The sequence below is a fragment of the Micromonospora sonchi genome, from assembly GCF_014646235.1.
Classification (GTDB): Bacteria; Actinomycetota; Actinomycetes; order Mycobacteriales; family Micromonosporaceae; genus Micromonospora; species Micromonospora sonchi.
Genome location: NZ_BMNB01000011.1, coordinates 1 through 19,634, shown reverse-complemented (window position 1 = coordinate 19,634; position 19,634 = coordinate 1). Strand labels below are relative to the sequence as shown.

Sequence of the window (19,634 nt, the reverse complement as noted above, 5' to 3'; positions counted from 1 at the left end):
AGGGGCCCTTCCTCTACCGCAGGCGTTAATAAGGGGCCCTTCCTTACACGTCACCAGCCGCGGTCGGCGAGGCGGTGGGGGACGGGGATGTCGTCGACGTTGATGCCGACCATCGCCTCGCCGAGGCCGCGGGAGACCTTGGCCAGCTCGTCCGGGTCGTCGTGGAAGGTGGTCGCCTTGACGATCGCGGCGGCCCGCTGGGCCGGGTTGCCGGACTTGAAGATGCCGGAGCCGACGAAGACCCCCTCCGCGCCGAGCTGCATCATCATGGCGGCGTCGGCGGGGGTGGCGATGCCGCCGGCGGTGAACAGCACCACCGGCAGTCTGCCGGTCTCGGCGACCTCCTTGACCAGCTCGTACGGCGCCTGAAGCTCCTTCGCCGCGACGAACAGCTCGTCGGTCGGCAGCGACGCCAGGCGGCGGATCTCCTGGCGGATCTTCCGCATGTGGGTGGTGGCGTTGGAGACGTCACCGGTGCCGGCCTCGCCCTTGGAGCGGATCATGGCGGCGCCCTCGGTGATCCGGCGCAGCGCCTCGCCCAGGTTGGTCGCCCCGCAGACGAACGGGACGGTGAAGGCCCACTTGTCGATGTGGTTGGCGTAATCGGCCGGGGTGAGCACCTCCGACTCGTCGACGTAGTCGACGCCGAGGGCCTGGAGGATCTGCGCCTCGACGAAGTGGCCGATGCGGGCCTTGGCCATCACCGGAATGGAGACCGCGTTGATGATGCCGTCGACCATGTCGGGGTCGCTCATCCTGGACACCCCGCCCTGGGCGCGAATGTCGGCCGGCACCCGCTCCAGCGCCATCACCGCGACCGCGCCGGCGTCCTCAGCGATCCTGGCCTGCTCGGGGGTGACCACATCCATGATCACGCCGCCCTTGAGCATCTCGGCCATGCCCCGCTTCACGCGGGCGGTGCCGACGATCGGGGTGGCACCGACGATCGGGGTGGCACCGACGTTCGGGGAAGTCGTCTCGGACACGGGCTCATCGCTCCTCGGGCTGTCGTGACGGGCAGCGACATGCTACGTCCGGCCAGTCGCCGTGCCGACAGCCAATCGGACCCGTGGTGGCCTGCGCTGTGGTCGCCGTCACCACAGCCGACAAGGTCCACGGATCACCTGGTGGTGGCGTCCACGGTCGGCACAGCGAGGGTCGGGTCGTCGATGTCGAAGTAGCGCGGCCAGGTGTGCCGCCGCCCCATCCGCAGCAGCCGCACCAGCGGTCGGCCACGGGCCGACCGCGCGTCCCGGACCAGGTCGGTGTGCACCTGCCGGGCCAGGGCCAGGCGGCGGCTGGCGGCGATCACCGCCTCGCAGTCCGGGTCGGTGGGGTCCAGTTCGACCGTGCGCAGCTGGCGGGTCAGGTCGTTCTCGGCCGCCTCCCGCTCCTCCGGCCGGGCGTCGAGCGCGATGCGCGCCGCCGCGTACAGCTCGACGCCGTAGCGGCGTTCGGCCAGCACCGCCGCCGCAGCGGCCCGGCGCAGCAGGTGGGCGTCCAGGGCACGGGCGGCGAGCTGCGCACGGGACTGGAGCCGTTCGACCCGGCCGGCGGTCCAGATCAGGTACGCCGCGACCAGGGCGACAAGCACCGTCGCGCCCACCACCCACCACATGCTCGGCATCGTAGTGCTGCTCACGTTCCTCCCGGTCAGTCCGGCCCCACCCACTCCTGGTCGATCACCCGCCCATCGGTCGCCTCGATCGCCGCTGCGTATACCTCCAGAACCCGGCGGGCAACCACGGGCCAGTCGAAATTTGCCACCACCTGGTCACCGCAGGCGGTCAACTCCGCCCGCTGGTCCGGATCGTCCAGCAGTTCGGCGATCGTCTGCCGGAGGGCCACCGCGTCACCGGTGGGAAACAACCGGCCGGCCCGGCCGCCGTCGAGCACCCGGCGGAAGGCGTCGAGATCGCTGGCGACGACGGTGGTGCTGGCGGCCAGCGCCTCGGTGAGAATCATGCCGAACGACTCGCCACCGGTGTTCGGCGCGACATACAGGTGCACGCTGCGCAGCATGCGCGCCTTCTCCTGCTCGGGTACCAACCCGAGGAAGGTGACCCGGTCCCGCAGGTCGGCCGGAAACCGGTCGAACAGGTCGTCCGGGTCACCGGGGCCGGCCACGAGCAGACGCAACCCGGGGCGCTGCCGGGCCAGCTCGACGAAGGCGTCGCGCAGGATCGGGAACCCCTTGCGGGGCTCGGTGAACCGGCCCAGGAAGCCGAGGGTTCCGCCGCTGCCCGTGGCCAACTCGCCCGGCCAGCCGGGCAGCGGCTCGACACCGGCGAACTTGGCCACCGCGACCCCGTTGGGGATCTCCACCGCGCCGCCGTCCAGGTGCTCGACCTGCACCTTGCGGGCCAGGGCACTCACCGCGATCCGCGCGGTGATCTGCTCCAGCACGATCTGGAGTGCGCCCTGCGCGGCGGCGAGCACCCGGGAGCGGGTCATCGCGGTGTGGAAGGTGGCCACCACCGGCCCCCGGGCGGAGAGCACGGCGAGCATGGACAGGCTCAGCGCCAGCGGCTCGTGCACGTGCAGCACGTCGAAGTCGCCCCGGGTGATCCACCGGCGTACCCGGGCGGTGGAGACGGGACCGAACGCGATCCGGGCCACCGAGCCGTTGTACGGCAGCGGCACCGACCGGCCGGCCGGCACCACGTACGGCGGCAGCGGCGAGTCCTCGTCCGCGGGGGCGAGCACGCTCACCTCGTGTCCGAGCCCGATCAACGCCTCGGCGAGGTCCATGACGTGGTTCTGCACCCCGCCGGGCACGTCGAAGGAGTACGGGCAGACGATGCCGATCCGCATTGCGCCCGTCCCCCTCAGTCCAGCCACATCCGCTGCAACATGTGCCAGTCTTGCGGATGCCGGGCGATGCCCGCCGCGAGACCGTCGGCGATCCGCTGGGTCAGCGTCCGGACCCGCATGTCGAGCGTGCCCTCCTGCGGCCCCGGCAACGGCAGCGGGCCCTCGATCGAGGCGCCGGCCGCGTCCGGTTCGTACCACATCGACGCCACGTACAGCGGCGCGCCGGTGCGCAGCGCGAGCAGGGCCGGGCCGGCCGGCATCCGGGTCCGGCCGCCGAAGAACTCCACCGCCACGCCACGGGCGGACAGGTCCCGGTCGGCGAGCAGCGGCACCACCGCCCCGGCGGTCAGCCGTTCGGTGAGCACCTCGAGCGGCGGCCGATCGCCGCCGGTGGCGGGCAGGATCTCCATGCCCAGACCCTCCCGGAAGGCCACGAACCGCTCGAAGACCCCCTCCGGCTTGAGCCGCTCGGCGACGGTGGACAGCGGCCAGCCGTTGGCCACCACCCACGCACCGGCCAGGTCCCAGTTGCCGGCGTGCGGCAGCGCCACCACCGCGCCCCGGCCGTCCGCCACGTCGGCGGCGAGCATGTCGGCCCCGTCCAGCCGGAACCCGGCGAGGATCTGCTCCCGGCTCAGCGAGGGCAGCCGGAACGCCTCCATCCAGTACCGGGCGTACGACCGCAGGCCCCGGCGGACCAACTCGTCGAGTTCGGCCTCGGGCAACTCCGGGCCGACCACCCGGCGCAGGTTGGCCCGCAGCCGGTTGGCGCCGGCGCCGCGACGGCGGTGGGCCTGGTCCGCGACGGCGGTGAACGCCGCGGCGGCGACCGGTCGGGGCAGCGCGCGGACCACCCGCCAACCGGCGGCGAAGCCGAGTTCGGTGAGGTTCACGGGCAGGTACCGCTCACCGACGACCGCCCGGCACGTCGACCTGCCGGGCCTGCTGGTACACGTGCCGCATCCGCTGCCCCACCGTGAACAGCGACACCGCCGCGAGCAACCACAGCGCGATCGGCAGGGCCGGCTCGAGGCCGAGGCCGGCGAGCAGGCCGCCGACGCCGACGATCAGGAGCCGCTCGGTACGTTCGGCGATGCCGACGTTGGCGCTCATGCCGAGCCCTTCGGCGCGGGCCTTGACGTAGGAGACGAGCCCGCCCGCGGCCAGGCAGATCAGCGCGGCGGCCAGGCCCGCGCGATCGCCCTGGGTGGCCAGGTAGAAGGCGACCGCGCCGAACACCGCGCTGTCGGCGACCCGATCCATGCTGGAGTCGAGGAAGGCGCCGAACCGGGTGGATCCGCCGCTCATCCGGGCCATCGTCCCGTCGAGCAGGTCGGTGAGCGCGAAGACCGTCACGATCAACGCTCCGGCGACCAGGTGGCCGCGGGCGCCGAAGCCGAGCGCACCGACGAGCACCCCGAGGGTGCCCGCGACGGTGACCGTGTTGGGGGACACGCCCGCGCGCAGCAGGCGGCGTGCGATCGGCTCCACGACACGGGTCATCCCCGCGCGAGCCGACACTTGGAAGATCTTCGCCATGGCGGTCCCACGATATCGGTCGGCACCCGGACCGGCGACAGCGCCGGTCCGAGCAGGGAGGGTTGTGCCGGTTCGTCATCGGGTGTGAGATCGAGCCAGGCGGGTGACCCGAATCACCCGACCGCCCGTTGACCGCCCGGCTCGAAGCGAACCACCGGAGGATGTCGCCGCAGTACCCGCCCCGGGTCGCAGCCCCGCCGCGCACGGCGGTCGCCACCCACCACCGGCTGAGGAGGTGCGCCCGATGGCGCAGAAGAACCAGGACAGGGGGGTCACCGGTGTACCGGCGGTGACCGATCCCGCGAGGATCCGCAATGTCGTGCTCGTCGGGCACTCGGGAGCGGGTAAGACCACCCTGGTCGAGGCGCTGCTGGCGGCGACCGGCACGATCGCCCGGGCCGGCTCGGTGACCGAGGGCAACACCGTCTGCGACCACGACCCGGCGGCCGTACGCCAGCAGCGCTCGGTGTCGCTGGCCTGCGCTCCGCTGCTGCACGACGGCTTCAAGGTCAACCTGCTGGACACTCCCGGCTACGCCGATTTCGTCGGGGAACTGCGCGCCGGCCTGCGCGCCGCGGACGCCGCGTTGTTCGTGGTCTCCGCCGTCGACGGGATGGACGCCGCCACCGCCGCGCTGTGGGAGGAGTGCGCCGCGGTCGACATGCCCCGCGCGGTCGCGGTCTCCCGGCTGGATCATCCGCGCGCCGACTTCGACGAGGCGGTGGCGCTGTGCCAGCGGGTCTTCGGCGACAACGTGGTCCCGCTCTACCTGCCCATGCTCGGCGACGACGGGGTGTCCACCGTCGGCCTGCTCGGGTTGATCACCCGGCGGGTGTTCGACTACACCGACGGCCTGCCGCCGCAGGTACGCGAACCCGACCCGGAGCATCTGCCGGCCATCGTCGAGTCCCGCAACGAGCTGATCGAGGGGATCATCGCCGAGAGCGAGGACGAGACCCTGATGGACCGTTACCTCGGGGGCGAGGAGCTCGACGCCGACCTGCTGATCGAGGATCTGGAGAAGGCCGTCGCCCGGGGGCACTTCCACCCGGTGGTGCCGGTCTGCGCGGCGACCGGGGTCGGGCTGGACGCGCTGTTGGAGGTGCTCACCGCCGGTTTCCCGACACCGCCGGAGCACGCGCTGCCCGCCGTCACCGGGGTGGACGGTACGCCCCGCCCACCGCTGACCTGCGACCCGGCCGGGCCGCTGGTCGCCGAGGTGGTGAAGACCACCATCGACCGGCACGTCGGGCGGGTCTGCGTGGTCCGCGTCTTCTCCGGCACGCTGCGTCCCGACCAGGCGGTGCACATCTCCGGGCACGGCCTGGCCGAGCGCGGCCATCCCGACCACGACGCCGACGAGCGGATCGCCCACCTGTACAGTCCGCTGGGCGCCACGCTGCGGGAGGTCGACGTCGCGGTGGCCGGCGACATCTGCGCGATCACCAAGTCCGGCAGCGCGGAGACCGGTGACACCATCTCCACCAAGGACGACCCGCTGCTGATCGCCCCCTGGGAGATGCCGGAGCCGCTGCTGCCGGTGGCGATCGTGGCGAAGTCGCGCGCGGACGAGGACGTCCTGGCCCGCAACCTGGCCCGGTTGGTGGCCGGCGACCCGACGATGCGGTTGGAGCGCAACCCGCAGACCCACCAGTTGGTGCTGTGGTGCATGGGCGAGGCCCACGCCGACGTGGTCCTCGACCGGCTGCGCGCCGGCGGTGTGGAGCTGGACACCGAGCCGGTGAAGGTGGCGCTGCGGGAGACCCTGACCGTGCCGGCGCGTGGCCACGGCCGGCACGTCAAGCAGTCCGGCGGGCACGGCCAGTACGCCGTCTGCGACATCGAGGTGGAGCCGCTGCCGCGCGGCGCCGGCTTCGAGTTCGTCGACCGGGTCGTCGGCGGCGCGGTCCCGCACAACTACATCCCGTCGGTGGAGAAGGGGGTACGCGCCCAGATGGAGCGCGGCCTGGTCGCCGGCCACCCGGTGGTGGACCTGCGGGTGACCCTGGTCGACGGCAAGGCACACAGCGTCGACTCCTCCGACGCGGCGTTCCAGACCGCTGGGGCGCTGGCCCTGCGCGACGCCGCCGAGCGGGGGCAGCCGACGCTGCTGGAGCCGATCGACGAGGTGACCGTGCGGGTGCCCGACGGCAACGTGGGCGCGGTGATGGGCGACCTGTCCGGCCGGCGTGGCCGGGTGCTCGGCACCGAGCCGGACCCGGCATCCGAGGGTCGGACGCTGGTCCGCGCCGAGGTGCCCGCCCTGGAACTGCTGCGCTACGCCGTCGAGCTCCGCGCGATGACCGCCGGCGCGGGCACCTTCCGCCGGCACTTCGTCCGCCACGAGCCGCTCCCCGGTCACCTGGCCGACCAGATCGTCAAGTCCGGCAGCTGACCCGGGGAGGCGGGTCAGGGGCGGGCGGTGGGGAGCATGGGACTGGGCCAGTACGGCCGGTCGACCTCGCGCAGGGCGGCGGCACGCAGGGCGGCGAGCTGCTGCTCCACCTCGGCGAAGTGGTCGGGGCGCAGCGGCCCGAGGGCCAACGCGGCGGCGTTCTCCGCCACCTGGTCGACGCTGCGGCAGCCGGGAATCGGGATCGCGCGAGGGCTGCGGGCCCAGATCCAGCCCAGGGCGCCCTGGGCCAGGGTGCGCCCGTCGGCGGTCAACGCCGCCCGGACGGCCTGCACCCGGCGCAGCCACTCCGGGGCGGGCCGGCCACCGCGGAACCATTCCAGCCAGCCCGAGGTGATGCCCCGCACGTCGTCGTAGGGCAGGGTCGAGGCGGGGTGGTACTTGCCGGTGAGCAGCCCCATGCCGAGCGGGCCGCAGCTGATGCTGGCCAGGTCGTACTTCTCGCAGAGGTCGAGCAGCTCCGGGGCGTCGCGCAGCACCGACAGGCTGTGCTGCACGGCGGCGGCGCCCGGGGCGTCCTGGCCGAAGGCGGCGACCCGGTCGGCCCGGTCGGTGCTCCAGCCGTACGCCCGGATCAGGCCGTCGGCCACCAACTCCTCGAGGGTGCCGACGAGCGCCTGCGCCCGGGGGACCGGCAGGTCGGGCAGGTGCAGCTGGTAGAGGTCGATCCGGTCGGTGTCGAGCCGACGCAGCGAGTCCCGCACGGCCCGGCGCAGGTACGCCGGTGACGCGTCCGCCCCGGTGGCCTGCCGGGTCCGCTCGTCGAACGTGTAGCCCCACTTGGTGGCGATGACCGCCTCGTCCCGCCGGCCCGCCAGCGCCCGCCCGAGGACGCGTTCGCCGTGCCCGCCGCCGTACGTGTCGGCCGTGTCGAAGAGGGTGACGCCGAGGTCGAGCGCCCGGCGGATCGTACGGACGGATTCCTCGTCGTCGACGGCACCCCAGCCCAGTGGGGTTTTTCCCTCCGCCCACGGGCCGGCGATCGCCCAGCATCCCATGCCGAGGGCGCTGACCTGGATGCCGCTGCGGCCGAGTGTCCGCGTCGACTGTGCCATCGGCGCATCGTGCCATGTCGCGGGCCGGGTGTGGCAGAGCTCCATCACGATCATCCGTACGGGTCGTCCGGCCCGCCGGATCACCGGCGGACCTGCCCGGTTTCGCAGCGGTACCGGCCCGGCCGTGCCGTCGCAGCTCAGGGTCGTGGGCGTCGAGTCACCTCATACCTTCGGCGCTGACGGAGCGTATCCGGCCACGTCACCCAGCCCCGTCGCCCCCTCGGACCCGCCGGCCTGGCACGCAGAGCCGCCGGCCTGGCCAACTCAGTCGGGCCAGGCGCGGACGAGCAGGTCGCGGGTGTCGGCGAGCAGTTGCGGGAGGACCTTGGTGCGTCCGATCACGGGCATGAAGTTGGCGTCGCCGCCCCACCGGGGCACCACGTGCTGGTGCAGGTGGGCGGCGATGCCGGCGCCGGCCACCCCGCCCTGGTTCATCCCCAGGTTGAAGCCGTGCGCGTTGCTGACCTTGCGGATCACCCGCATGGCGGTCTGGGTGAACGACGCCAGCTCGGCGGTCTCGGGCCCGTCCAGGTCGGTGTAGTCGGCCACGTGCCGGTAGGGACAGACCAGCAGGTGACCCGGGTTGTACGGGTACAGGTTGAGCACCACGAAGACGTGCCCGCCCCGCGCGACCACCAGGCTCTCCTCCGGCGGCCGCTGCGGGCCCAGGCAGAACGGGCACGCGGACGGCTTGTCGTAGCCGCCCTCGGGCCGGTCCTCACCGGAGATGTACGTCATCCGGTGGGGCGTCCAGAGCCGGTCCAGCCCGTCGGTCATGTCCCTGTCGGTGTGCTCCTGCGCCCCAGTCACACCGGCGATCCTACGACCCGCGCCCGTCCTCACATGTCGGCGGATGGGCCGGTGTTGGTGCGGGAGCGGATCACGTCGAGGACGTGGGTGACGGCCTCGGCGAGCGGTACGCCGTTGCGCTGGGAGCCGTCGCGGTAGCGGAACGAGACGGTGCCGGCGGCCACGTCGTCGTCCCCGGCGATCACCATGAACGGGATCTTCTGCTGCTGCGCGGTGCGGATCTTCTTCTGCATCCGCTCGTCACCGGCGTCGACCTGGGCCCGGACACCCTCGGCCCGCAGCGCGGCGACGAAGCCGTGCAGGTAGTCGGCGTGGTCGTCGCGGATCGGGATGCCGATCACCTGCACCGGGGCCAGCCAGGCCGGGAACGCGCCGGCGTAGTGCTCGGTGAGCACGCCGAAGAACCGCTCGATCGAGCCGAACAGCGCTCGGTGGATCATGACCGGCCGCTGCCGGGTGCCGTCGGCCGCCTGGTACTCCAGGCCGAACCGCTCCGGCAGGTTGAAGTCGACCTGGATGGTGGACATCTGCCAGGTGCGGCCGATGGCGTCCTTGACCTGCACCGAGATCTTCGGACCGTAGAAGGCCGCGCCACCCGGGTCAGGCACCAGGTGCAGGCCGGATTCCTCCGCGGCGGAGCGCAGCGCCTCGGTGGCCCGCTCCCAGTTCTCGTCGGTGCCGACCGACTTCTCCGGGTTGCGGGTGGACAGCTCCAGGTAGAAGTCGTCCAGCCCGTAGTCACGCAGCAGTTCGAGCACGAAGGCGAGCAGCGACTTCAGCTCCCCCGCCATCTGCTCCTCGGTGCAGAAGATGTGCGCGTCGTCCTGGGTCATCCCGCGCACCCGGGTCAGGCCGTGCACCACGCCGGACTTCTCGTACCGGTAGACCGTGCCGAACTCGAACATCCGCAGCGGCAGCTCCCGGTAGGAACGACCGCGCGAGCGGAAGATCAGGTCGTGCATCGGGCAGTTCATCGGCTTGAGGTAGTAGTTCGCGCCCTCCATCTCCATGGGCGGGAACATGCCGTCCGCGTACCAGTCCAGGTGCCCGGAGACCTCGTAGAGGTGGCCCTTGGTGATGTGCGGGGTGTTGACGAAGTCGTAGCCGGCCTGCTCGTGCTTGATCCGCGAGTAGTTCTCCATCTCGCGGCGGATGATGCCGCCCTTGGGGTGGAAGACCGCGAGGCCGGAGCCCAGCTCGTCGGGGAAGCTGAACAGGTCGAGGTCCGCGCCGAGCTTGCGGTGGTCGCGCCGGGCGGCCTCCTCCAGCAACTTCAGGTACGCCTTGAGCGCGTCGCGGGTCGGCCAGGCGGTGCCGTAGACCCGTTGCAGCTGCGGGTTCTTCTCTGACCCGCGCCAGTACGCGGCGGCCGAGCGCATCAGCTTGAACGCGCCGATCAGCCGGGTGTTCGGCAGGTGCGGGCCGCGGCACAGGTCCGACCAGCAGACCTTGTCCTCGTCGGCGGCGAGGTTGTCGTAGATGGTCAGCTCGCCCCCGCCGACCTCCATCACCTCGGAGGAGTCCAGCCCCTCACCCTTGACGTCGATGAGCTCCAGCTTGAACGGCTCGGCGGCCAGCTCCGCCCTGGCCTCGTCCAGGCTGTCGAAGCGGCGGCGGCGGAACCGCTGCCCCGACTTGACGATCTCCTGCATCCGCTTCTCGAGCTTGGCCAGGTCGTCGGGCTGGAACGGCTTGTCCACCGCGAAGTCGTAGTAGAAGCCGTTGTCGATCGGCGGGCCGATGCCGAGCTTCGCCTCTCCGAAGATGTCCTGCACGGCTTGGGCGAGCACATGCGCCGTCGAGTGGCGCAGCACGTTGAGCCCGTCCGGCGAGTCCAGCGCGACCGGCTCGACGACGGTCTCCTCGGCGGGTTTCCAGTCCAGGTCGCGCAGCACGCCCTGCGGGTCGCGGACCACCACGATCGCCCTGGGGCCGGCGCTGGGCAGCCCGGCCGCGGCCACCGCGTCGGCCGCCGTCGTCCCGGCGGCGACGACGACGGGGTCGGCCACGGCGGGGGTACGGGGTGCGGACACGGGTGACTCCTCTGGCAGATGTGACGGTAGGTGCCGACGTCGGCTCACCCGCGATGCTATCGGTCGCCCGTCGGGTGCTGCCGCCCGATATCGGCAGCACCGGATCACCGCCGGCGTTGAACCTTTCCGGGCCGGCATCCGAACTACCGGGTGTGGCCGGAGCCCGTTCCGGCCCTGCCGACGCAGGATGGGGAACCCAGGATGGCGATGACGTGCGGCGGGAGCCGTCGACGCCGGGGCGGGCTGGTGGCTGCCCTGGCCACGGTCGGGGTGTTGCTCTGGCCCGCTACGGCGTGGGCGGACGGGGTGACTTTCACGCCGACCGAGGCCCAGCAGGGCAACTCGGTCAAGCTCGAGTTCGTGGTGCCCGACGAGCGGCCAGGTGTGCGTACCGAACGGATCGACATCCGGATGCCGACGGACACACCCGTCGCCGAGGTGTGGCCGCTGTCGGTGTCGGGGTGGGCTCCGGCGATCACCACCCGCAAGCTGGACACGCCGGTGACCGGCATGCACGGGCCCGCCACCGATGTGGTGACCGCCGCGCTGACCTGGACCCGCGCCGCGGGTCAGGCGGACGACGGCCCCGCCCGGCTGGTCTTCTCGATGGCCCCGCTGCCGCAGACCGATCGGCTGGCCTTCGAACTGACCCAGACGTACGCGGACGGCTTGCAGGTGCACTGGGGCGAGCGCCCCGGTCAGCGCCCGCTGCCCGCGCTGACCCTGACGCCGGGCGACCCGGCCTACCCACACGCCGGACACGCCGGACACCGCGTGTCCCCCGCTGGCGGCGGTGCGCCAGCCGCCGAACCGCCGGCCACGGCGGCCACCGACAGCGGCCCGAACGCCAACAGTCTGCTCGCCGCCGGCCTGGTCGCCGGCCTCGGCGGCGGCGCGGTGGTGGGCTGGCTGATCAGCCGGCGACGCCGGGGCACCGCCGAGGAGATCGACCGCTCCGTGCTCGACGCGGCGTCGCCGGGGTCAGCCGGCCCAGTCGGGTAGCGGCTCCCGGGCGGCCAGCCAGTCGGTGGGCACCCCGCCGGGTGTGCCCACCCCGGTGTACGCGGCGACCATCCCGCCGGCGATCGCGGCCGTGGTGTCCACGTCTCCGCCCGCCTCGACGCAGGCGCGCACGGCCGCCGGGTAGTCCTCCAGGTGGGTGGCGGCCACCCAGCAGGTGAAGGCGACGGTGTCCTGGGCGGTGACCCTTGACCCGTTGCCCACCGCGGCCACGATCTCGTCCAGTGGGCGGCCGAGCAGGCCGGCGACCCGGCGTACGCCCCGGTGCACCTCGCTGGCCGGGTCCAGCGCGGCCGCCACCCCCGCGAGCAGGCGGGCCGGTTCGGGCCGGTCGCCGTCCAGGCGGGCGCGGGCCGCCAGCGCGGCGGCCACCGCCACCGCCACCGCCCCGGCGATTCCCTCGGGGTGGGCGTGGGTCACCTCGGCCGACGCCCGGGCCTGCGCGGCGGCCCGGCTGATCGAGTCGGCGAAGTACGCCCCCAACGGGGCCACCCGCATCGCCGCGCCGTTGCCGCAGGAACCCTGCCCGTCGAAGGCGGCCGCGGCAGCGACCGGCCACGGCGTGCCGGTGCGGATCAGACGCAGGATGCGCACGGCGCCGGGGCCGTACCCCCGGTACGGCTCGCAGCGCTCGGCGAAGGCCAGCGCGAGGGCGTCCCGGTCGATCCGGCCGGCCTCGGCGAGCGCCGCCAGCACCGAGCAGGCCATCTCGGTGTCGTCGGTCCACTGCCAAAGCGCGGGTGGCAGCCGGCCGGCGACCAGGTCGGACGGGCGGCGGCCGGGCACGAAGAACTGGGATCCGAGGGCGTCGCCGACCGACAGGCCGGCGAGTGCGTCGCGGGCCAGGGCCAGCCGGGTGTCCGGATAGAGGGTGAAAGCCATGTCATGCCATCTTGCGCAGATCCTCGGGTGGGCCGCAATGACGCCGCCCTTCGCTGCGAGTACCGTTCTTGGGTGGCCACCGTTCTCCTGGTCGAAGACGATCACGTCGTACGCGGCGCGATGCTTCGGTCACTCACCGACCGGGGTCACGCCGTGCACGCGGTCGGCACGGCTCTGGACGCGTTGCGCCGGGTCGCCGCGGAGACCCCCGACCTCGTCGTGCTCGACCTCGGTCTGCCGGACCTGGACGGGTCCGACGCCCTGCGGATGCTGCGCGGGATCACCGACGTGCCGATCATCATCGCCACCGCCCGCGACGACGAGCAGTCCGTGGTCCGGCTGCTGCGGGCCGGTGCCGACGACTACATGGTCAAACCGTTCACCGGTGCGCACCTGGACGCCCGGATCACCACCGTGCTGCGCCGGGTCGGCCGGGCCAGCCGGGCGGTCCAGCCGGCCGTGCACAGCGTGGGCGGGCTGCGGGTGGACGTCGGCGAACGCAGCGCTCACCTCGACGGGACGGCGCTGGCGCTGACCCGCAAGGAATTCGACCTGTTGGCGTATCTCGCCGCCCGCCCCGGCCGGGTAGTGTCCCGGCGGGAACTCTTGGAGGAGGTATGGCGGCAGCCATCGGTCGGCGAGGACCAGACCATCGACGTTCACCTGTACTGGCTGCGCCGCAAAATGGGCGAGTCCGCGGCGAAGCCGCGCTACCTGCGCACCGTGCGGGGAGTGGGCTTCCGGCTGGTGGCGCCGGACTGAGACGGACGCTGGCCCTGCTGACGGCCGGCATGGGCACGCTGCTGGCGCTGGCCTTCCTGATCCCGCTCGGGCTGGTCCTCGACGGACAGGCCCGCGAGGAGGCGATCGCGGACGCGGCCCGCCGCAGCGCGCTGGTCACCGGTTCGCTCGCCGCGAGCACCGAGCCGGACGTGGTGGCCCGCGCCATCGAGGCCAGCGGCGACGACCCGGCCACCCGGCCGGTCGTGCACGGCCTGGCGGTGGACGCCTCCGCCGGCCGGGCCGACGCCGGGCAGTTGGAGCGGGCCCGAACGCAGGGGCGGTCGTTGGTCGTCGACGTCGACGGTGGCGCGTTGCGGCTGGACCCGGTGGTGCTCGGCGACCAGATCGCCGTGGTCGAGGTCTTCGTCCCGGACTCCGCGCTCGGCGGTGACCGGGACAGCTGGCTGCTGCTGGCCGGAGTGGCGCTCGCCCTGGTGGGTGCGGCGGTGCTGGTGGTGGACCGGGTCGCGGCCCGGACGGTGGACGCCACCCGGGGCCTGATCGAGGCGGCGTTCGCGGTGGGCGACGGCGACGTTGGCGTACGCGTCGAGCCGAGCGGCCCGCGCGAGCTGGCCGAGGCCGGCCACGCCTTCAACCGGATGGCGGAACGGTTGGTCGCAGCCCGCACCGAGGAGCGGGAGCTGGTGGCGGACCTGTCGCACCGGCTACGGACCCCGCTGACCGTGCTGCGGCTGGACGCGGAGGCGTTGGAGTCCGACGACACCAGCGTGGGCTCGTTCAGCCAGGCGGAGCTGGACTACCGGCGCGGCATCCGGCGGATCCGGCAGGCGATCGTCACCCTGGAGGGGGAGATCGACACCCTGATCAAGACCACCCGCAAGACGGTGGCCACCGAGGCGGGCCCGGCGCTCTGCGACGTCAGCGAGGTGGTCCGGGAGCGGATGGTCTTCTGGGCGGCCCTGGCGGGCGACCAGAACCGTCCGCACCGGGTCAGCGGTGCTCAGCTGCGCATCCCCGTGCCGGTGGCCCGGGCCGAGCTGGCCGCCGCGCTGGACGCGGTGATCGGCAACGTCTTCCGCTACACGCCGCAGGGCACCGCGTTCGAGGTGGCGGTCTCGCGCCGCGACGGGTACGTGGCCATCCGGATCGACGACGCCGGTCCCGGCATCGCCAACCCGGATCGCGCCCTGCGCCGTGGCGCCAGCGATCAGGGCTCCACCGGGTTGGGGCTGGACATCGCCAAGCGGGTGGCGTTGCAGGCCGATGGTTCGGTCAGCATCGACCGGGCCCGGCTGGGCGGGGCCAGTGTGGTGATGCTGCTCGCCGACCCGGAGGCGACGCCGCGCCAGGTCAGCCGGTTCGGCCTGGTGGGCCGAATGGCCCGGGAGGCTCGGGAGTCCAAGAGCAGCGGGCGCCGGTGGCCCCGCCAGCGGCCGTCGGACGATTGACCGACCCGCGCCGGTGGCGCACGGTGATCCCGTCGGCGCAGACTGTGCGCCGGCGCAAGTCTTCCTTAGATCCGAGTTAACGCCGCCCCACAGACGGCCTCCGGCTGCCAGGATCGTCAACGAACCCAGTAGTTCCACCGGCCCTTCGCTCCCAGCGCAGACCGGTCCGGTGGAGCCGTGCGCGCGGCGGGAGAGACGGTCCCCCCACACCACACCTCCCGCCGCGCGCCACTTCCGGTCCGCCCGCGCAGTCTCCCGATGTCTCAGTCGTGGGTGGTCAGGTAGGCGTCGATCTCCGCGGTGATCCGCCGCTTGGCGGCCTCGTCGAGGAACGAGGCGGTCACCGCGTTGCGGGCCAGGTTCGCCACCTGTGGCGGGTTGGCGTCGAGCAGGTCGGCGGCCACCGCGTACTCGTCGTTGAGGGTGGTGCCGAACATCGGCGGGTCGTCGGAGTTGATGGTCACCAGCACCCCGGCGTCGATCAGGCGAGGCAGCGGATGCTCCTCGATGCGGGCCACCGCGCGGGTCCGCACGTTGGAGGTCGGGCAGACCTCCAGGGGGATCTGCCGCTCCGCGAGGTGGGCGAGCAGTCGCGGGTCCTCGGCGGCGGAGATGCCGTGGCCGATCCGTTCGGCGCCCAGCTCACGCAGCGCGTCCCAGACGGTCTGCGGGCCGGTGGTCTCCCCGGCGTGCGGCACGGAGTGCAGCCCGACCGCCCGGGCCCGGTCGAAGTACGGCTTGAACTGCGGCCTCGGCACGCCGATCTCGGGGCCGCCCAGGCCGAAGCTGATCAACCCGTCGGGGCTCTCGTCGAGGCAGATCCGCAGCGTCTCCTCGGCCGCCGGCAGGCCCGCCTCACCGGGAATGTCGAAACACCACCGCAGCTCGACGCCGAAGTCCGCGGCGGCGCGCCGGCGGGCGTCCTCGATCGCCTCGCAGAACGCCGGTGCCGGGATGCCCCGCTTGACGTGCGAGTACGGCGTCACCGTCAGCTCGGCGTAGCGGACCTGCTGGCGGGCCAGTTCCCGGGCCACCTCGTGGGTGAGCAGCCAGACGTCCTCCGGGTCGCGGACGAGATCCACGACGCTGAGATAGAGCTCGACGAAGTGTGCGAAGTCGCGGAAGACGAAGTAGTCGGCCAGCAGCTGCGGGTCGGCGGGGACCGGACTGCGCCCCTCGTGCCGAGCGGCCAGCTCGGCCACGATCCGGGGCGAGGCGGAGCCGACGTGGTGCACGTGCAGTTCCACCTTGGGCAGTCCGGCGATGAAGGTACGCAGCTCGGTCACGGGTTCTCCTGAACGTGGGGTGCGGCGGCTCACCGGGACGCGGCGCCGGTACGGGCGACGACGAAGATCCGGCGGAACGGAAAATACACCTGCCCGGGCCGCCCTGGGGGTACGCCTTCAGCCCACCCCTCCCGCCTGGCAGGAAACCGTACGTTCGTTTTGTTTGACGTATGGCCCGGCCACGGGTGGGGCAAGGCTGGTCACTAGGCTCACCCGTATGGAGCAACGCACATTTCCTCGACTCGGTCGGCAGGTCGGCGTGGTCGGCCTCGGCGCCTGGCAGCTCGGCGCCGACTGGGGCACGGTCACCGAGAACGACGCGATGGCGGTGCTGAGCGCCGCGATCGAGGCCGGTGTGACCTTTCTGGACACCGCCGACGTGTACGGCGACGGGCGCAGCGAACAGCTGATCGGCAGGTTCCTCGCGGCGCACCCCGACGCCGGGCTGACGGTGGCCACCAAGATGGGCCGCCGCGTGCCGCAGACCCCGCAGGCGTACACGCTGGACAACTTCCGCCGGTGGACCGACCGGTCGCGGGCCAACCTCGGCGTGGACACCCTGGACCTGGTGCAGTTGCACTGCCCGCCGACGGTGGTCTTCGCCGACGACGCGGTCTTCGACGCGCTCGACACCCTGGTCGCCGAGAAGCGGATCGCCGCGTACGGCGTCAGCGTGGAGACCTGCGACGAGGCGCTCACCGCGATCGCCCGGCCCGGGGTGGCCAGCGTCCAGATCATCCTGAACGCGCTGCGCCACAAGCCGTTGGAGCGGGTGCTGCCGGCCGCTGCCGCTGCCGGGGTCGGCATCATCGCCCGCGTGCCGCTGGCCAGCGGCCTGCTCTCCGGCCGCTACGACGAGCAGACCACCTTCCCCGCCGACGACCACCGCTCGTTCAACCGGCGCGGTGAAGCCTTCGACGTCGGCGAGACCTTCTCCGGCGTCGACTTCTCCACCGGGCTGGCCGCCGTCCGTCGGCTCACCCCGCTGGTCGGCGACGACCGTACGACGGCGCAGTTCGCGCTGCGCTGGGTGCTCGACCAGGCGGGGGTGACCGTGGTCATCCCCGGTGCCCGCGACGCGGCCCAGGCCCGCGCCAACGCCGCCGTGGCCGGCCAACCGCCGCTGTCCACGGCGGAGCTGGCCGAGGTGAGCACCGTCTACGACGAGCTGATCCGTCCACAGGTGCATCACCGGTGGTGAGCGGCGCAGCCGTCGGCGGGACTCGGCAGAGGGAGGTCGCGATGGGGGGCTGGTTCCGGCTCGCCCTCGGTCTGCTGGCCGTGGTCGTCGGAGCGCTGTGGACGGTGCAGGGCCTCGGCTACATCGAGGGCAGCGTGCTGACCGACCAGCGGATCTGGGCCGTGATCGGCCCGGTGCTGATGCTGGTCGGCCTGGCGCTGCTCTGGCTCGGCGTGCGGGCCCGCAACCGACGGTGAAACTTGCTGGCCGGCACACCAGCCGTGAGACTTGCTGGCCGGCACACCGGCAGTGAAACTTGTGGGCCGGCAACACGGCGGTGAATGCGGAAAGCCCCGCCTCCCATGCGGGATGCGGGGCTTCGCGTGATCCGAGTGGCCGGATCACCCGTCGCCGGCGGTCGCCGGCTGGGTCGTTCAGAGGGGGCGGACCTGCTCGGCCTGCGGACCCTTCTGGCCCTGGGCGATCTCGAACTCCACCCGCTGGTTCTCCTCCAGCGACCGGTAGCCGTTGGTCTGGATGGCCGAGAAGTGGACGAACACGTCAGCACCCCCGCCGTCGACGGTGATGAAGCCGAAGCCCTTGTCAGCGTTGAACCACTTCACGGTTCCCTGCGCCATGTGTATCTCCTTCTAAAACTGGCGGCCGAGCACGCCGTGCGGCCGGTTGGCCGTTTTCGAGCAGCGGTGCCTGAGGCGGCCCCCGGTAAAGGAGACTTCTCTCAACCCACGCCATCTCGCAACGGCGTGGAACAGCAAACCACGTACGCAAAAACTTCGCACAGTCTACCCGACGAAATTCTCCGACATGTGACCTGAAGGTTGCGTCAGTTCCGCCGGGCAGGGGTGGCCCGGTACGATGAAAGGCCCCCTCACCAGCGAACCGATGAGCGGGCCTGGGCGCGTTTTTCCTCGTAACTAGTCCGGCCAGCGGCCGGTGAGTCGGCGTACGCCGACCGCTCCGCCGCGGTCCACGGCGGCCCGGACGACGGCGAAGATGGCCCCCTGCAAGGCCGCCGCCGCGAGGATCTCTCCCCAGTGACGGTCCTCGTCGGTGGGGCTGGGGGCGTCGCCGTCGCCGGTCATCTTCCACACCTGGCGAAAGATCGCGCCCGCGATCGCACCGGCGGCGATGCCGGCCACGATGCCGAGCGGCCGGTAGGCGACCTTGCCGATCCCCTTGCTCACCCACGCCTCCCTCTGATGATCAGCAGAATCACCGCGGCGGCCATCGCGCCGGCCGCGAGAGCCACGAACGGCGCCGGACTTCGCCGTAGCCCGATCTCGCCGGGCCGCGCCTGCTCGTGGCGGAGCCCGGCCTGCGCGCGGACCCGCGCGACGGTCTGCGCGGCCTGTTCCCGCATCCGCTCCCGGGCCTGGTCCGCCGAGGACTTCAGTCGCTTCTTGACGTCGGCCTTGGCGGCCAGCGCCTCCATCGTCTCGCTCAACTCGACCCGGGTACGCCGGATCTCCTCCCGCAGCGCTTCCGTGTCGCCGGTGCCGTTGCGCGTCATACCCGCCCCCTGTCCCGGACCGCGGCGCTGAGCACGTCGACATCGGCCCGCAAACTGTGCACGGTCGCCTGCGGCACCGGCGGAATCGCCTGACCGACCTGCCGCTTGCCGATCAGGGCGAGCACGCCGGCGACCAGGAACAGCGCCGCCGCCACGATCAGGGCGGCCGCCCACGCGGGCAGCACCAGGGCCAGCAGCAGGATCGCGGCGGTGATCAGCGCGCCGAGACCGAAGAAGGCGAGCGCGCCGCCGCCGGCGAGCAGACCGACGCCGATACCGGCCCGCCTGCCCTTCTCGGTCAGCTCCGCGCGGGCCAGCGCGAGTTCGTCGCGCACCAGGCGGGACACCTGCTCGGCCGCCCGCTGGACCAACTCGGCAGTGGACGGTTCGCTCCCGTTGCGGGAGGTACGGACGTTCGCCACATCAGCCATGCTGCCCCCTCTCCTCGTTCCCGCGCTGTATGCCCGAAGTCGCCGCCCGGCAATCCTGTCCCGAGAACAGGAAACCAAAACCCCACCCCGCACACCCACGCCGCCATTCCCCCCAAACCCCCACCCCAAACCCGCTCGCCCACCACACACGCCCACCCTGCCCACCCCACCCACCCTGCCCACCCTGCCCACCCTGCCCAGCGTTGATCATGAGGTTAGCGGCAGTGGTTGATCTTCAAACTGCCGCTAACCTCATGATCAACGAGGGGGTGGGGGGTGGGGGTGGGGTGGGGGTGGGGTGGGGGTGGGGGTGGGGGTGGGGGGTGGGGGTGGGGTGGGGGTGGGGGGTGGGGGGTGTCCCTATGACCTTTGTCAAGGAGACGCCCGCAGCAGGGCGATCCACTGGTGATGTGCAGGACGGGTTGGGTGTCGGACAGGGGATGAGTGT

20 protein-coding genes are annotated in these 19,634 nt (G+C 72.5%); 6 read left to right on the top strand and 14 right to left on the bottom strand.

Annotated features, from left to right (window positions below):
* Positions 1 to 50: 50 nt before the first annotated feature.
* The 5 genes from pdxS to pgsA form a co-directional block, all read right to left on the bottom strand.
* The gene (gene pdxS / locus IEY61_RS13620) at positions 51 to 986 is read right to left on the bottom strand and encodes a pyridoxal 5'-phosphate synthase lyase subunit PdxS (RefSeq protein WP_373293151.1); all 936 of its coding nucleotides are present in this window, start codon (positions 984 to 986) and stop codon (positions 51 to 53) included.
* A gap of 134 nt (positions 987 to 1,120) precedes the next feature.
* The gene (locus IEY61_RS13615) at positions 1,121 to 1,618 is read right to left on the bottom strand and encodes a hypothetical protein (protein ID WP_189044394.1); all 498 of its coding nucleotides are present in this window, start codon (positions 1,616 to 1,618) and stop codon (positions 1,121 to 1,123) included.
* 35 nt (positions 1,619 to 1,653) lie between these two features.
* Positions 1,654 to 2,814, bottom strand: coding sequence for a glycosyltransferase family 4 protein (locus IEY61_RS13610; protein WP_189044151.1), 1,161 nt, complete (start codon positions 2,812 to 2,814; stop codon positions 1,654 to 1,656).
* Positions 2,815 to 2,828: 14 nt separating this feature from the next.
* The gene (locus IEY61_RS13605) at positions 2,829 to 3,707 is read right to left on the bottom strand and encodes a phosphatidylinositol mannoside acyltransferase (RefSeq protein ID WP_189044149.1); all 879 of its coding nucleotides are present in this window, start codon (positions 3,705 to 3,707) and stop codon (positions 2,829 to 2,831) included.
* A gap of 13 nt (positions 3,708 to 3,720) precedes the next feature.
* A complete protein-coding gene (gene pgsA / locus IEY61_RS13600) occupies positions 3,721 to 4,353 on the bottom strand; it encodes a phosphatidylinositol phosphate synthase (RefSeq protein ID WP_189044147.1) in 633 nt (210 codons plus the stop codon).
* A 244-nt stretch (positions 4,354 to 4,597) separates the two neighbouring features.
* Here pgsA and IEY61_RS13595 point away from each other — a divergent pair, with 244 nt between their 5' ends.
* Positions 4,598 to 6,748, top strand: a complete 2,151-nt coding sequence (locus IEY61_RS13595; RefSeq protein WP_189044145.1) for an elongation factor G-like protein EF-G2 — start codon at positions 4,598 to 4,600, stop codon at positions 6,746 to 6,748.
* Positions 6,749 to 6,762: 14 nt separating this feature from the next.
* On the opposite strand, the gene IEY61_RS13590 is transcribed toward IEY61_RS13595, so the two are convergent.
* From IEY61_RS13590 to thrS, 3 genes are all read right to left on the bottom strand, one after another.
* Complete coding sequence (locus IEY61_RS13590) at positions 6,763 to 7,821, bottom strand: aldo/keto reductase (protein ID WP_189044143.1); 1,059 nt, start codon at positions 7,819 to 7,821, stop codon at positions 6,763 to 6,765.
* 264 nt (positions 7,822 to 8,085) lie between these two features.
* On the bottom strand, positions 8,086 to 8,598 hold the full coding sequence (locus IEY61_RS13585) for an HIT family protein (RefSeq protein WP_189044393.1): 513 nt from the start codon (positions 8,596 to 8,598) through the stop codon (positions 8,086 to 8,088).
* Between the two features lie 62 nt (positions 8,599 to 8,660).
* Positions 8,661 to 10,664 carry a threonine--tRNA ligase gene (gene thrS / locus IEY61_RS13580; protein WP_189044141.1) on the bottom strand — a complete coding sequence of 668 codons (2,004 nt, stop codon included), beginning with the start codon at positions 10,662 to 10,664 and terminating at the stop codon, positions 8,661 to 8,663.
* 201 nt (positions 10,665 to 10,865) lie between these two features.
* On the opposite strand from thrS, the gene IEY61_RS13575 reads away from it, so the two are divergent.
* Entirely contained in the window at positions 10,866 to 11,666 is an 801-nt protein-coding gene (locus tag IEY61_RS13575) for a DUF1775 domain-containing protein (protein WP_189044139.1), read from the top strand.
* Here the strand turns inward: IEY61_RS13575 and IEY61_RS13570 are convergent.
* Positions 11,646 to 12,566 (bottom strand): ADP-ribosylglycohydrolase family protein, encoded by a 921-nt coding sequence (locus IEY61_RS13570; protein WP_189044137.1) that lies wholly within the window; start codon positions 12,564 to 12,566, stop codon positions 11,646 to 11,648. The two genes, IEY61_RS13575 and IEY61_RS13570, sit on opposite strands and share 21 nt — an antisense overlap.
* Positions 12,567 to 12,638: 72 nt before the next feature.
* Here IEY61_RS13570 and IEY61_RS13565 point away from each other — a divergent pair, with 72 nt between their 5' ends.
* On the top strand, positions 12,639 to 13,328 hold the full coding sequence (locus tag IEY61_RS13565; protein ID WP_189044135.1) for a response regulator transcription factor: 690 nt from the start codon (positions 12,639 to 12,641) through the stop codon (positions 13,326 to 13,328).
* A gap of 29 nt (positions 13,329 to 13,357) precedes the next feature.
* On the top strand, positions 13,358 to 14,758 hold the full coding sequence (locus IEY61_RS13560; protein ID WP_189044133.1) for a HAMP domain-containing sensor histidine kinase: 1,401 nt from the start codon (positions 13,358 to 13,360) through the stop codon (positions 14,756 to 14,758).
* 263 nt (positions 14,759 to 15,021) lie between these two features.
* On the opposite strand, the gene IEY61_RS13555 is transcribed toward IEY61_RS13560, so the two are convergent.
* Entirely contained in the window at positions 15,022 to 16,044 is a 1,023-nt protein-coding gene (locus tag IEY61_RS13555) for an adenosine deaminase (RefSeq protein ID WP_189044130.1), read from the bottom strand.
* Between the two features lie 217 nt (positions 16,045 to 16,261).
* On the opposite strand from IEY61_RS13555, the gene IEY61_RS13550 reads away from it, so the two are divergent.
* Positions 16,262 to 17,245, top strand: coding sequence for an aldo/keto reductase (locus IEY61_RS13550; RefSeq protein WP_189044128.1), 984 nt, complete (start codon positions 16,262 to 16,264; stop codon positions 17,243 to 17,245).
* A 41-nt stretch (positions 17,246 to 17,286) separates the two neighbouring features.
* A complete protein-coding gene (locus IEY61_RS13545) occupies positions 17,287 to 17,481 on the top strand; it encodes a hypothetical protein (protein WP_189044126.1) in 195 nt (64 codons plus the stop codon).
* A gap of 177 nt (positions 17,482 to 17,658) precedes the next feature.
* Here IEY61_RS13545 and IEY61_RS13540 read toward each other — a convergent pair whose 3' ends face one another.
* The 4 genes from IEY61_RS13540 to IEY61_RS13525 form a co-directional block, all read right to left on the bottom strand.
* Positions 17,659 to 17,862 carry a cold-shock protein gene (locus IEY61_RS13540; RefSeq protein WP_189044124.1) on the bottom strand — a complete coding sequence of 68 codons (204 nt, stop codon included), beginning with the start codon at positions 17,860 to 17,862 and terminating at the stop codon, positions 17,659 to 17,661.
* Positions 17,863 to 18,159: 297 nt separating this feature from the next.
* Entirely contained in the window at positions 18,160 to 18,429 is a 270-nt protein-coding gene (locus IEY61_RS13535) for a DUF4235 domain-containing protein (protein WP_189044121.1), read from the bottom strand.
* Positions 18,426 to 18,755, bottom strand: a complete 330-nt coding sequence (locus IEY61_RS13530) for a DUF3618 domain-containing protein (RefSeq protein ID WP_189044119.1) — start codon at positions 18,753 to 18,755, stop codon at positions 18,426 to 18,428. The genes IEY61_RS13535 and IEY61_RS13530 overlap by 4 nt, the downstream gene beginning before the upstream one ends.
* Positions 18,752 to 19,186: a phage holin family protein gene (locus tag IEY61_RS13525; protein WP_189044117.1), complete on the bottom strand. Its 435-nt coding sequence runs from the start codon at positions 19,184 to 19,186 to the stop codon at positions 18,752 to 18,754. The genes IEY61_RS13530 and IEY61_RS13525 overlap by 4 nt, the downstream gene beginning before the upstream one ends.
* Between the last annotated feature and the right edge of the window lie 448 nt (positions 19,187 to 19,634).